Raw genomic sequence first — 12,559 nt, 5'->3', positions numbered from 1 at the left:
ACCTCCCATCGCGACGATTTCACAGCTTCGGAGAACAGGCATGACTGCCGCATCGCTCAACAAGCCGGCCCCGCTGATCTGGACCGACCGGATGTCCACGGGCATGAGCCACGACACCTACTTCGGCGGCCGTACGCCAGGTGAACAGATCGTCTACGTCCTGCGCAGCGATCTCATTCTGGACAAGGGCACGCAGGAACGCTGAGAAGTCTCCTGGAACACCGGCTGCCATCCGCGTCGGGTTCCTGAGAGCCGGTACCATCCGAGCCTCTGGGCTGCAGTCGAAGCCGCCGAATCCGAAGTCGCCCGGGTCACCGCCCAGCCGAAACAACCCTGCCGGGCCTGCGGTCCGCACTGCGACATCTGGAAGGACAGTCGAGCAGCCCTGGCCGCCTGAGAACCCAATCCCCGCCTCCACCCACGACAACAGGAGGGACTCCGTCGATGTCGATCACCGTGAAACGTCCGAGAAAGCGCTTCCCCTGGAAAGGCATGCTGCTCAAGCGGGACTGCTACCGTGACCTGAGCACCTGGTGGAGCGAGAGCTTCTACCGCCGCAAGAAAGCCTGATCCGGTCAGAACGCAAGAAGGCCCCCTTACGAAGGGGGCTTTTTTCATGCTCGCGTCTTCAAACCCCGGCTATCGGGCAGCCAGGGCCTTCCTAAGCTGAATGGAAACCTCAGTTGCTTCCTCATCAAGCCGTCCTACCTCAGCATTGACCTCCGAAGACCAAAGCATCGAGTTACGACCAAACTTCTCGAAGATTTCATCCTGAGCTCGTTCCAATTTACGCTGGCGATCCCGCAGCGCCTGGATCTCGGGCGTGACAACCGGCTCAGGCCCCTCCTCCATGTCAGTTTGGGGCACGAGATAAAGGTTCCGGTCCCGATCTGGGACAGCACGATAAAGGTGCTCTGGATAGTCCTGCCCCTCTTCCCATGCTTCAGGATCAAAATCCGACCAATCGCGCTCGGCCTCACCAGCGCCAGCAGAGAACGTCACTGCCGCTTCAATATGAACAGGGACCGGTTTCGGCTTCTCAGAAGCAACAACCTTCGGCGCCTCTACAGGCTTTGCCCTCTGCTCGACGACAGAGGAAGGCCCGTCAGACACTGAGGGTACAGCAGCATCCGTCTCCTGAGGAGAGACAGGCTCGGGACTGGAGACATCCGGCTCCGTTTGCCTTGCTCTCTTAGACAGCAGCAGATGGGCCTCTTCATCATCGATGCCAGGATATTGAGCCTTGATGGCCGCAATCTGCTCATCGGTGAAAGTGCCCTTGGGCACGATGTAGCTGTTGGTCACCCGGAAGGCGCGTCGGCGCTCCTTCAGAGCCTTCCGGTGCTCGGCTACAAGCACCTCTTGATCGTCCAGCTTTTTCTTCTCAGCCTCTTTGGCCGCGAGCCGACGCGCGATCCACTGCTCGCCTTCCTCGCGGATCTTGGCCATCTCAGCATCAATCTGTTGCTTGCGTGATTGCACACGCTTCTCGATCACGCCGGGACGCTCAGCGCCCCAGGTGTAACGCTTCCCGTCCTTGCGGGCCGTGTTGCCTGATACTGATCCGGTCGCAGCAGCGCCCATCACAAAGCCTCTCACTTCGTCAAAAACAGGAGGCGTGCAGCTGGACTCACACCTCCGAATTAAACCGGAAGGTAGCAGCCTTATGGTCAAGATTCAACGAAGTGAAACCTGGAAGACCGAATTCAACTGACACTCAAATGGCAGTTATCACCAGAAACCTGCTGTCAGTCTTGCTCGTCGGAAAGGAGGCGGCTGGAAAACCGACCTGTCGACGAAACGGCAGGACCCGAAAAATGTCACCTGCCAGCGCAAAGTAAAACGAACTGACAGGTTGATTCTGTGCTCACCTTTCACACTTCGGGCAAGCGTCAGGTTCGCAGATTTCGGGCCTGTCACATCCATTCTGGTCTGTCAGAGGCCCGAGCAGCCAGCCGTCTCATCGTCCTTCTCTCTTAGGCGCCAGTCCGTCCGCGCTTAACAGGTGGTCGACAGTAGTTGGGCTCCCCTCGCCTCGAGACACTCGGGCGACGGAACGGCCCGGACCGATCGCGATCCGGCGGATCCCTGGCTGATGAAGCCGGCTGCCCCTTCAGCAAGGATGTGAAAGGTCTTTTCGACCATCACCTGTCATTCCTCCAGGACCGCTCTGACAGGTTGCCCTGCTATGGAGCTTTCATCCCGCCGACAGCTCAGGGATGCGAACGCCTGTCAGAACCTCGCCCAAGCCCTTACGACACAAAGGCTTCGCTTTGCGGCCACTCACACTCGGCTCCACCTGCGAGCCCTATACATGCTCGCCTGTCGGCGGGAGCCTGCGACCCACACGCTCCATCAGACGAGCCAGATCGGTTGCCGCCCTGCCGGAGCGAAGTGACAGGTCTGAAGCAAAGCGGCCTGTCACATCGAGCAGCCGCCCAGCCCTTCGCGCCAGCGCCATCGAGGCCGAGGGCACCCTCCCCGCCTGGTCGAGACATGCCACGGGACCAGACAGAACGACAGGCCGTAGATCGGTCCGCCTTACAGCCGAGTGACAGGCCGGTTCACAATGGACCTGTCACTCTTTCTCCCGTTAGATCGCAGTCGATCCTGGTCGCGGCAGCTCCCGGATCTCCCAAGTCCACCGGCCGGACTCGCCAGCTCACCGGCCAGACTCCATACGTGCGAAGTAAAACCCCTGCTCGGAGCGTTCACAGAACGCCATCAGTCTTAAGCTTAGCCGGAATACATTTCCTTTGCTTGACGCCAAGCGTAGCCGATAACAGCGGGTGTGCCCCCGCGCTTCCGCTTGAGCGTATTCACATCAGTTTGGACTGCCGGAATACATTTCCACGGCAGAGAAAGACGCGCTCTCACTGTGTGCGCGTCTCCAAACCCGCCAGGAGCGGCCTGGAAGCCGGTCGAGGCAGGACAGGCTCAAAGGCCCTCGATCGGCTCGGGAGGGGCCACAGGCCCCGTTTCACGTCCCGCATGACCCTACCCCGCCGACGGGCATAGCCTGCGGCTGTCGGAACACCTCTGAGGCAAACAGACCCCGTACAGGAGGGGTCCAGAGGGAGGTTTAGGGGCAGGATATTTTTTAGGGCCCAATACCGCAGTTTTCCCGCACCTAACGGTTCGGGCAAAACTGCTGCCTCTTACATTGGGCTCTGCGAGGCTGTCCCGGCGCGCTTTGGCTGAGGCCAAAGCGCACGATCCAGGCGGATCGTGGCCGGGTACGAGCGAGGCTTTCAGCTGCTGAACGCAGCCAAGCCTTGCCATCGGGACGCGAAATGCGCGTCCGTCGTGAATACTATGTGATTACTTGCCGTCGCAGAACGCTCCGGCTGCGGGCGGACGACAAGCGTCCCCATGCTCTCTCGGCCTCTGCCGCTCTCAGGAGCGGCTTGGCCAGGCTGACGAGCAGCCTTTGCGACACTGGCATCTGCCCGGCGAACTCCGCCGGTGCGATGTTGGGGAGCCTTCCTCGGGCCACGCGAGCACGCAGTTCCCCTCGCCATCCAGCGCCACTGACGGATGTCCTGCAACGGGCCCATCGATGCGACCCACCTTACAGGTTGGCGGCCTCTGTACCGAGACCCAGGCCCGCCAGATGGAACCAGACGCTCCTGGCGGTCCTCTCAGGAGGCCATGAACCCTCGCAGACCTCGGGCTCGCTCTTTGCGAAACTGCATGCTTCCCAACTCGATCCTCCGTCGAAATGGAAGCAGCACCACGCCACCTGACCTGCTAAATCGGGGCACTCAAATGATTGAGCCGAGGTAGTGGCCGGGATCCGTTCCCGCCCGCTCCTGCATTCTCGCGGAGGGGAACATGGCGCAGAACATCTACGACATCCCGGAGTTCTTCTCCGCCTACAGCCAGATCCCACGGCAGGTTCATGGCCTCGCAGGTGCCCCCGAATGGCCCCGGGTCCAGGCTATGCTCCCAGATTTGAACAACCTGCGCGTCGTCGACCTCGGCTGCGGCTTCGGGTGGTTCTCCCGGTGGGCTCGAGAAAACGGTGCGGCATCCGCCCTTGGGATCGATCTGTCCGAAAACATGATCGCACGGGCCCGGGCCGGCACGGCGGATCCGATGATCGAATACCGGATCGCGGACCTTGAGGCGCTTGTGTTGCCCGAGAACTCCTTCGACCTCGCCTACAGCGCTCTGGCCTTCCACTACGTTCAGGATTTCGGCCGCCTTGTGAGAACAATCCAACGATCGCTTGTCGCCGGCGGCTGGCTCGTCTTCACCATCGAGCATCCAATCCTCATGGCGGCGGCCCATCCCCGCTGGTGGGCCGACGAAGATGGTCGCAAGACCTGGCCGGTGAACCAGTACTCAGTCGAGGGCGACCGCAGAACCGACTGGTTCGCTAAGGGAGTGCTCAAGTACCATCGTACTATGGGCACGACTCTGAACACGTTGATCGAAGCCGGATTCACAATCCGACACGTGGAAGAGTTCGCCCCGTCCGCCCAGCAGGTTCAGGAGAACCCCGCCCTCGCTGAGGAAATCGAGCGTCCGATGTTCCTTCTAATCTCGGCCCAAGCCTGAGGGCATGGGGATCGGCTAGTGGGTCATCTGCCATCAGACCTGGCATTCTGCTGGCTCGTTTGGCTTGGGCTGATGGAACGGTTGGCGCGTACAAGCTCCGGACCCGCCGAGCCGGTGGAGCGGGTCCTGAGACGCGCGCCGGCGTCGCTGCCGGCGCTGGCCGTTCCAGACAAACGGCGTGGGCCGGGCATTCCAGCTTCGCGCCGTCTGCTCGAACCAACTCCCGATCTCCGCAGGGGTGTGGGGATGCTGTCCGGCCAGCGCGCGGCGCTTGAGCACGCGCTGGATCGATTCCGCCATGTTAAGCCAACTGCCCCCCACGGGCGTGTAGAGCGGCATGATGCCATGCGTACACAGCCACAACACCAGTTCAGGCGTCTTATGGCCGGTGAGATTGTCCCACACCAAGAGCAGCCGCAGCGGTGGCACCTCCTCTGGCAAGGGAAACGGCAGCGTCAATCCCGCTTGCCACATCTCCCAGGCGGCGCGCGTTGCAGCGGAATCTTGTACGGGAGCCGGCGCCGGCAACTCCGCGAGAACTGCGCTCAGGTGCTCGCGCAGCCACGGATGCAGCACCGCATTCGTGCAGCGCGCGGCCGGCTGCAGCCGCACCTGGCCCGAGGCGGGATGGAACAGGGTCAGGATCTTGGTTGTGCCGCCGCGGATGTACTGGTGCGGATGTCGCGCTGGATGAGCCTGCGGCTGCCACGAAGGACCCGGATGCGGCACGGCTTGGAACGGACCCGCCTCGTCCTCGCACCAGACCGACAGCCCCTGTTGGGCACCAAGCGTGTAAGCCTGCTCGATCAGCTTTTTTTGGCCGCCGCATCCGGATCGCTGACACGCACCAAGCCATCCTTGCGCCGGCGCAGGCTCACCCCGGTCGCGCACCAGGTGCGGCTCTTCTGCCAGCTCAGGCCGGCCTCGTGCAGGGTGCGGGCGATGGTGAACCGGCTCACCCGCGGCAGGCCATCCGGGGCCCGGCGCAGGGCCTTCTGCAGCAGGCTCAGCGACCAGGTGGCGCTGCCGTCCTGCTCCCGCTGCGGCGCTCGCGCCCATTCGGCCAGGATGCGCTGCTGCTCGTGAACCCCGTAGCGGAGACGCGGCCCGCCGCCGTGGTGCGGGTGAACCGCCGCCAGCCCCTCGCGGTTGAAGCGGCTGACCCAGGCCGAGATCGTCTCGTTGTGGCCGCGTCCGACGAGATGGGCGGCGGCGGTGTAGCTGGCGCCCTCGGCAATCGCCAGCAGGGCCCGAGCGCGGGCGACTTCAGCGGCGGGGGCGCTCTGGGAGCGGCTCAGGCGGGTGAGCTCGGTGCGCTCATCAGGCGTGAGCGGGCGCAGCGGATCTTTCTGGTGGCGCGACATGGGGCACCTCGAGGCTCGAAGATCACGAAGCCACTATACCAGATCCAACGGCAGACGACCCGCTAGAGGGGCGAACCCTGATCCGGTGTCGGCTTCAAACCTTGTCAGAAGCCCTGCGTCCGTACCTGACCTCTCGGGCCTCCCCAATCACAACGCGGGTGCTCTGCACATGCCGGCGCATCAGCAACTCTGCCAGAGGACCGTCTCCGGACTGAATTGCCTCGAATATGCGGACATGTTCGATGTGTCGCTCCTCGTCCCTACCCTCATCCTGGCCCCAGTGCATCCGGTAGAGGATTCGGTTGTAGCGCCAAAAGTCATTATTCATCAGGCGCCCGAATTCCCGGTTGCCTGAGATCTCGATGATCTTTTGGTGGAAATTGATGTTGGGTTCATCCCCGAAGCCATCGGCCGCCACCCCTGAGATCTGAGTGGCCTCCTGATCGATAATCGCTCGTAGCTCCTCAACATCCTTCTCAGTTGCTCTCATCGCTGCTTTGAAAGCAGCCCTAGCCTCTAACACCTCCCGCAACTCATAGAGGTCTGCCACTCCCTCAGGAGTGAACACCGCAACCCTGGCCCCGGAATATACGTGACGCTCAATGAGACGCCTCTCCTCAAGTAAGCGCAGCGCCTCCCGAACAGGTGCCCGGCTCACCGCAAGGCGCTTGGCCAACGCCGCCTCTTTGAGCTGAGCTCCCGGCTCAAATTCGCCGCTTAGGATTGCCGCTGCGATCTTTTCCGCGACAATATCCGGAAGAGTGAGGATGTCGCTCATAGGAACTCGATCATTGTAGACGATCCTACCATATAACATGTCCTCACGAGCAATCGCATCACGCAGCCTCGTAGCGGCCGCTTCGCTTCTGCCGAACTGTGACATAAATGTGTCTGGACTCCGGCCATTGATGGTCTACAAGGTGACATAGTTCAGTTGCGTAACAGGAGACGTCCATGTGCAGGGTCGTTTCATTTCTCAGTTTGCCCTTCGGAGATAAAGGTATCCAATTAGCCTTGCGGCGCGCCTTACCGGCGAGCGGCCGGCAATTGCGGAACATGCCCGTTCTAAACACGCTCGCCTCCCCTACCCGCGCACCATATATCCGCGTCTGAACATCCACCTGCGGGAAGTACCTGACCAACCCAAAGGCGTGGTTAGAAACTCCGAATACAAATTGCGCCGGTCCCCCTCCTACCCGCACCAAGTGAGAGAGAGCCGAGCCTTACCTTCAGCCGAAACATCCCGACCAACTGGACAATAGTTAGCTGACTTCTCTTTCAGGATCGTTACTGACAAAAATCGAGCATCGGTTGCGGGTCTTAAATATTGCTTCCCAGGACTCGATTATCCTTTCTGGCCCTACTTGGAGCCCAGATCAGCCTCCAAACACGTTTCGAAATAGAAAGCGGTTTTCCGAATTTGCGTTTAGCCGCAACCCTGCGGTACAAAGCTCTATGGCTAGAAACGCAAATCAAAGATCACTCCCACCAATCTGGGCCATCAGTCTGATGAGTCTGGCACTCGGTGGATGCCACGGTCCAATCTTCAATCAGATCGAGCCGGCCTCGACGGTTCCGACGACCGACCAGATCCACGCTCCTGCGTCGAGAGAAATGCGGCCGCGGACTACGGTGATGAGTAGCAGCGCGCATGAGTGCTTAGCTCGCGCGATGTACTTCGAGAGCAACCGAAACAGTGATGACGGGATGTTGGCCGTCGGAACTGTCGTGATGAACCGGGTCCAGTCCCCTAAATACCCGGACACCATCTGTGAAGTCGTCGGCCAGAAAGGCCAGTTCGCCTCCGGCGTCCTCACAAAGCCAACTCCCGAACCAGGTTACGCGCGCGCAAAGCTCATAGCCACTCAGGTTCTCGAGGGCGCCAGACACTCAGCCGTCAACCGTTCGATGTACTTCCACACTGCAGGATTCAGAATTCCATACAGGGATGCTCAGTATCTGGTAGTGGCTGGCGGGAACGCGTTCTACACCAGAGGTTCGACAATAGAGGATTCTATGCCGACCTTCACGACGCTGAAACTTGCCTCGCTTCAATTCTCATCCGAGCAATTTCTTCAGTGACCCTAACGCAAAAAGGCCGCCAATTGGCGGCCCTATGCGAACACCCTTCATAGTCGACGGGTCTGGTCCTGCAGAACTCATCTCTGCGGGGCATCGATGACGTTGACATTGCTTGCGACCATCGTCAGCGAAACAACGCGCTCACCGTCATCTTCGGAGTACGCGAACGGAACGATCGTTCCACGCACCTCGATCAAATCACCTATGTTCAACGAGGACATCATATCCTCGATCTTCGCTGGCTCGCGGACGACGATCGTCAGCTCACACGCGCCATCTTCTGGAATTTCATGCAGGCTCTCGGACGTAGCCAGGGCGATCTCCAGAAATTTTCTCCGGCGCATACCCAGGACCCGGCCACCAACGTTGAAGCCTGCTCTGTGCTTAGGAAGATCAGCAAAGACCTCGTCGATGCGATCAACAAAGCGCTTGTCCCGATACACGATATTCGTCGCGGCAGTCACGGCCTCGGTGAGTCGCGAGAGGCTGCCACTAACCGCGATCGGGTGGAAAACCGACTCTCTTATGCCGTCGTCAGCATGTTTGCCCATCTCGTTGTTGCCCCTTATGGGTGATTGATTGGAACTGTTTCTAGACCGGAGCGTTATACGCGCTAACTCGGAATCAAACAAAGCTGAATCCCATTGATGGTAAACAGCTGAACTATATTATTCGGCAACCGTGGATAGGCTGCCGCGGGGACCACAGAAGCTTGTTGCCCTGGCGCAAAAAATGCAACGTTTTCGGCCTTTTAGCACAACAATCGTTCGCCGGTTCCGCATGACAAAAACTGCACCATTTTGGCTCAGTTCTACAACTGCACCAATAGGTATCAGCGCTAGTTAACTCCGAGATGAAAAGCGGTAACGTGATGCGCTAAATCGGATCTTGTGATAACACGGACAGAGTTTCGTTTTGCAAATCAACCGATGACTGAACAAGAAGCCGAAGAAATCGTTCGCCGTGATATGGCCCGTGGTCTCGCAATCTCTAATAGGATTGCGGAGGCCGAACGCCGCGCCCAGGAGCGTCTACGAAGTCGAAGCACATCGCCGAGGAACTTCAAGGCTCTTCTCGATGCGATGCACTCGCCTGGCCTAAGATCAGCACGGGATTTCAATCGCTCCATGGCGTTCAAGACGGCGCCTAGGCCACAGGCTCCCGATACCGGCGGCGTCACGTTCCATTTCTCTGTAACATCGGTTTCAAAAACGAACCGGACGGTTGCTGCCTATGCCGGCCGAGCGCCGTCAGGGAGTGCCGAACAGCATGAAAGTTACATCGAGCGCGACGGAGCCGCAGAAACCTTTATTGACCCAGAGTCCAATCGGTTCGACCAGGAGCAAGCTGCCGGCGGCCAAGACTACATCGAGCGACCTGGAGTGTCAGAGAAGCTGCATGAGGACGACGGCATCGTTATCTCCTCGTTTGGCAACATCGCTGATACTAAGGAGGAGCGCCTTGACTTCTGGAAGAAGCTGGAGGCAATCGAGCAGAGCCCACGGGGACACAAATTCACGATCAACCCGTTCCGGGGATCGGATTTTTGGGATGCCGTTAAGAAGCACAGAGACGCTGGAAGCGAAGTGCCGGCTCCCCTTCTCCGGGCCATGAAACACTGTCAGAGTGACGTCACCCCCCTGGATGTGACTTTGAAGGACGAAGCCGCGATCGAGTTATTGAAGTTCGCTCGTACGATTGGAGATTTCCAGACGGACGGAGCAATAAAGGTGTCGCTCGGCCGCGGTGGTCGAGTTCAGACCAGGATCATTGCGGAACTGCCGCACGAAATTACACCAGCCCAGCGGTTAAAGCTCGCCAAGGAATATTGTGCCGAATTCGATCGCCTTGGGCTGCCCTATTGGGCGGTGATCCATGCACCCGATAAACATAATGACCGGCGGAACTTCCACATTCACATCGCCCTAAGCGAGCGGCCGGCTGGAAGGATGGTAAATCCCACCACCGGCAAGGAGGTTTGGGACTTCGAGATTGTAGAAACCTATCGCTCCAAATGCAGGCATCAGTATACTCATTATCCTTACGCTCAAGAACGCTTGCGAGACCTTAGTACACGACGCTGGATCGGTGACGAGCGACGTCGTTTCTGCAACGTCCTCAACAAGATCCTAGAGCAATCTGGAAGCTCTAAACGTTATGACCACCGCTCCTACAAGGCCATGGGGCTGACTCAGAAGGCAAAAAAACGCATTGATCCTAAGATTTATGCCAAGGAGCGCAAAGGCCAGGTCACCGAACAAGGAACCGAAGCGGCCCGGCAACAATGGAAGGCTGCGGCCCATGAACTCGACCAGCAAAGTGTTCGGGCAGCCACAAGAGCTGTCAGTAAAAGCTACAAGAACCGCACATATTTCACGGCCATTCATTCAGCTGGCCACGTAGACTCCGAGCGCTTCCTAAGGCTGACCCGTAAGGCTGCAGACCTTTACAACCAACTGATGTCTGCCATGGTCGCGGAAACAGCGGCTAACTTTGTTGCAGACAAGATGGTCTCTCGCGCTCGGCTGAAAAAGCCCGCCCAGAGGACAAAGATCGACAGGATCCTGATCGAGGTAGCGTCCGAGATTCGAGCCACAGAAGGCAAGCAATTCGGGGCCATTGCCAAAAGGGTTGGTGCTGAATACCGTGAGAAGGCCTCCGCGATTGCACATATCCGCTCCGACTTCGCGAGGACATTCCATAAGAACCTTTTTGACCAACTCCTTAACTTGATGGCTCCCAAGAGTCCGTCACCTGGTGAGCCAGCGCCCCGCGGGATGTCGATCGATGAGATCACCGCCATGACCGCTAGTTGGTTTCCAAAGAGGACCAGCCTCTCTGACGTTCAAACCAAGCCTGCCCAACAAGCCGCTAAGGAATCCGCCATCGATCGCTATCTCGGGAAGGACTTTTTCAATCCGAAGAACGCTGGCAAGATGCCCGAGCGAGGACCGAAGCAGGCTTCCCCCAGCAAGTCAGCCCAGCCTATGCATCCAGTGACTCAATCGAAAGCTCCTACCGCTGCGCCGCAGAAGATCACTGAACCGAGCCCTGCCAGCGTTGCACCCAGGTCGGCTCCCCAGAAACAGGCAGCGACTGCCTCCCCGCCAAGCCCCGCTCCAACGCCGAGCCGCCCGAAATCCGACGAACTCGAGCGTTCGCTGACGATTCAGGCTGACCAGAGCCTGGCCGCAAAGCCTCCTGCCGTGCCGGTTGTTGAGCCGCCACCCACTCCTACGGCAGCCGTAGCAACACCCACTCCAGCGGTTGCAGAGCCAGCCGCCAAGAAGCGGAAGCTTCGGAAGACCAGCGCAAAACCCGCGCCCGAGCAACCGCCAGCTCTTACGGATGCGGAAACCCGCCGTCGCGCGATCCTCGCCCAGCGCCGCCGCAGCCGCGGCAAAGGAAGGTGATCTGCAGTTTAATTCCCGTTTTGTTCTTGTAATTCGGGAGTGTCTTGATACTTTAGCAGGTATCAACCTACCGGTTCAGGAATCGACGCGAATGTTCGACGCGCAATCGTTAGTGGATCTCTCCAAAAGGGGGCAGAAGCAGATCGTCGTCGCGATCAGGCTCGCCGCAGCCTTGGCTGAGAAAGGACGCTCCATAAGCCGCCATGAGGCGGCGGCTCTCTGTCGGGTGTCCGAGCTCGTTTTTGAAGAGGTCCGAAAAGACCTCGAAGACTTCTTCACGATCCACGCAGGCCGCATCACCTTCAAAGACAAAGATAGTCAACCGGCGCCGTGGGAGATTGACGACAACAAGTCGGACCAGCGGGTCGCCAAACACCTCGAAAGCCTAGCGAAACGCCATGAGCAGTTGAACGCAGATACGCCAAAGGCCCGAGCCATTCGAGATCTGATTTTGTTGGGAGTGCCCGAACAGCAGGCGACCAAGAATTACCATTGGCTGGCCCAGGCTCATGGTCACGATCGGCTGGTACAGGCGATTGAGTATTGTAAGCCCCACAATCCAGCGGAGCCTATCGGTATGTTGCTGAATTGGTTGCGTCGGACTGCTGGGACCCCGGCAGCCAGTCCGCGGGTGTCTAGGCCCAATGTGGTTTTCAAGTTCGTGAAGCCGGCCAATCCGGAAGCTGCAAAAACTGAGTTCCTCGGCTGGGAGGCACCGCCCGATGGGGCCGATCCCTCGAGCCCCACTTTCCGGTGGCCGCAGGGTGCCCGCAGACGGATCTATCGGCAGCGTACCGGGCACATCCGCCTAGAGCTCCCGCCTCCGGACGTTCACATTCCGTCCTTGCAGGAAGATATCGGCGTGCTCGTCCGCTGACCCACTCCGAATACACCCGTTCCAAACGGCAGTTTTATCATGAACGCATATGACGAGATCATTGGTACAGTTCTGCGCGAGCCGAGCCTTTATGAGAAAGTGCGATTTCTCAGTCCTAGTGACTTTGTCCAGGATGACCATATCCAAATATGGGGTGCGATCCGCGAGAGCGTCTCTGAGGGCCACGATCCGACGCCCGACCGGATCGTCGCTTCCACCTTTTTAGAAGACCAGGATCTTCCACGCCGGCTGATCCACCG

General features: G+C 59.2%; 11 protein-coding genes. 6 read left to right on the top strand and 5 right to left on the bottom strand.

Features of this window, described 5'->3' with window-relative positions:
• The first annotated feature begins 40 nt into the window (after window positions 1-40).
• Both DDF70_RS36435 and DDF70_RS38695 read left to right on the top strand, forming a co-directional pair.
• On the top strand, window positions 41-205 hold the full coding sequence (locus tag DDF70_RS36435; RefSeq protein ID WP_162820268.1) for a hypothetical protein: 165 nt from the start codon (window positions 41-43) through the stop codon (window positions 203-205).
• A gap of 239 nt (window positions 206-444) precedes the next feature.
• Window positions 445-570, top strand: coding sequence for a hypothetical protein (locus tag DDF70_RS38695; RefSeq protein ID WP_262267148.1), 126 nt, complete (start codon window positions 445-447; stop codon window positions 568-570).
• A 69-nt stretch (window positions 571-639) separates the two neighbouring features.
• Here the strand turns inward: DDF70_RS38695 and DDF70_RS08155 are convergent, their stop codons facing one another.
• The gene (locus tag DDF70_RS08155; protein WP_114944377.1) at window positions 640-1,584 is read right to left on the bottom strand and encodes a hypothetical protein; all 945 of its coding nucleotides are present in this window, start codon (window positions 1,582-1,584) and stop codon (window positions 640-642) included.
• A 2,250-nt stretch (window positions 1,585-3,834) separates the two neighbouring features.
• Here DDF70_RS08155 and DDF70_RS08150 point away from each other — a divergent pair.
• Window positions 3,835-4,563: a class I SAM-dependent methyltransferase gene (locus DDF70_RS08150; protein WP_114944376.1), complete on the top strand. Its 729-nt coding sequence runs from the start codon at window positions 3,835-3,837 to the stop codon at window positions 4,561-4,563.
• Between the two features lie 33 nt (window positions 4,564-4,596).
• On the opposite strand, the gene DDF70_RS08145 is transcribed toward DDF70_RS08150, so the two are convergent.
• The 3 genes from DDF70_RS08145 to DDF70_RS08135 form a co-directional block, all read right to left on the bottom strand.
• Entirely contained in the window at window positions 4,597-5,454 is an 858-nt protein-coding gene (locus DDF70_RS08145; RefSeq protein WP_205772409.1) for a transposase, read from the bottom strand.
• The gene (locus DDF70_RS08140; protein WP_114944375.1) at window positions 5,370-5,927 is read right to left on the bottom strand and encodes a helix-turn-helix domain-containing protein; all 558 of its coding nucleotides are present in this window, start codon (window positions 5,925-5,927) and stop codon (window positions 5,370-5,372) included. Before DDF70_RS08140 ends, DDF70_RS08145 begins: the two co-directional genes overlap by 85 nt.
• 94 nt (window positions 5,928-6,021) lie before the next feature.
• The gene (locus tag DDF70_RS08135) at window positions 6,022-6,705 is read right to left on the bottom strand and encodes a GntR family transcriptional regulator (RefSeq protein ID WP_162820267.1); all 684 of its coding nucleotides are present in this window, start codon (window positions 6,703-6,705) and stop codon (window positions 6,022-6,024) included.
• Window positions 6,706-7,598: 893 nt separating this feature from the next.
• Here DDF70_RS08135 and DDF70_RS08130 point away from each other — a divergent pair.
• A complete protein-coding gene (locus tag DDF70_RS08130; protein ID WP_162820266.1) occupies window positions 7,599-8,009 on the top strand; it encodes a cell wall hydrolase in 411 nt (136 codons plus the stop codon).
• A gap of 77 nt (window positions 8,010-8,086) precedes the next feature.
• Here DDF70_RS08130 and DDF70_RS08125 read toward each other — a convergent pair whose 3' ends face one another.
• The gene (locus DDF70_RS08125) at window positions 8,087-8,560 is read right to left on the bottom strand and encodes a hypothetical protein (RefSeq protein ID WP_114944372.1); all 474 of its coding nucleotides are present in this window, start codon (window positions 8,558-8,560) and stop codon (window positions 8,087-8,089) included.
• A 378-nt stretch (window positions 8,561-8,938) separates the two neighbouring features.
• Here DDF70_RS08125 and DDF70_RS08120 point away from each other — a divergent pair, with 378 nt between their 5' ends.
• Window positions 8,939-11,422 carry a MobA/MobL family protein gene (locus tag DDF70_RS08120; RefSeq protein ID WP_114944371.1) on the top strand — a complete coding sequence of 828 codons (2,484 nt, stop codon included), beginning with the start codon at window positions 8,939-8,941 and terminating at the stop codon, window positions 11,420-11,422.
• Between the two features lie 91 nt (window positions 11,423-11,513).
• Window positions 11,514-12,299 (top strand): histone H3/H4 domain-containing protein, encoded by a 786-nt coding sequence (locus DDF70_RS08115; protein WP_114944370.1) that lies wholly within the window; start codon window positions 11,514-11,516, stop codon window positions 12,297-12,299.
• Window positions 12,300-12,559 lie beyond the last annotated feature (260 nt).

Origin of the sequence: Microvirga calopogonii (assembly GCF_003347665.1) — a bacterium.
Classification (GTDB): Bacteria; Pseudomonadota; Alphaproteobacteria; order Rhizobiales; family Beijerinckiaceae; genus Microvirga; species Microvirga calopogonii.
This window is presented reverse-complemented; position numbering and strand designations above follow the sequence as displayed.

Coding starts and splice junctions, on each gene's coding strand:
- DDF70_RS08135 (WP_162820267.1), bottom strand. CDS start 6,705: ATGAGCGACATCCTCACTCTTCCGGATATTGTCGCGGAAAAGATCGCA.
- DDF70_RS08120 (WP_114944371.1), top strand. CDS start 8,939: ATGACTGAACAAGAAGCCGAAGAAATCGTTCGCCGTGATATGGCCCGT.
- DDF70_RS08130 (WP_162820266.1), top strand. CDS start 7,599: ATGTACTTCGAGAGCAACCGAAACAGTGATGACGGGATGTTGGCCGTC.
- DDF70_RS08125 (WP_114944372.1), bottom strand. CDS start 8,560: ATGGGCAAACATGCTGACGACGGCATAAGAGAGTCGGTTTTCCACCCG.
- DDF70_RS08155 (WP_114944377.1), bottom strand. CDS start 1,584: ATGGGCGCTGCTGCGACCGGATCAGTATCAGGCAACACGGCCCGCAAG.
- DDF70_RS38695 (WP_262267148.1), top strand. CDS start 445: ATGTCGATCACCGTGAAACGTCCGAGAAAGCGCTTCCCCTGGAAAGGC.
- DDF70_RS08150 (WP_114944376.1), top strand. CDS start 3,835: ATGGCGCAGAACATCTACGACATCCCGGAGTTCTTCTCCGCCTACAGC.
- DDF70_RS08140 (WP_114944375.1), bottom strand. CDS start 5,927: ATGTCGCGCCACCAGAAAGATCCGCTGCGCCCGCTCACGCCTGATGAG.
- DDF70_RS36435 (WP_162820268.1), top strand. CDS start 41: ATGACTGCCGCATCGCTCAACAAGCCGGCCCCGCTGATCTGGACCGAC.
- DDF70_RS08115 (WP_114944370.1), top strand. CDS start 11,514: ATGTTCGACGCGCAATCGTTAGTGGATCTCTCCAAAAGGGGGCAGAAG.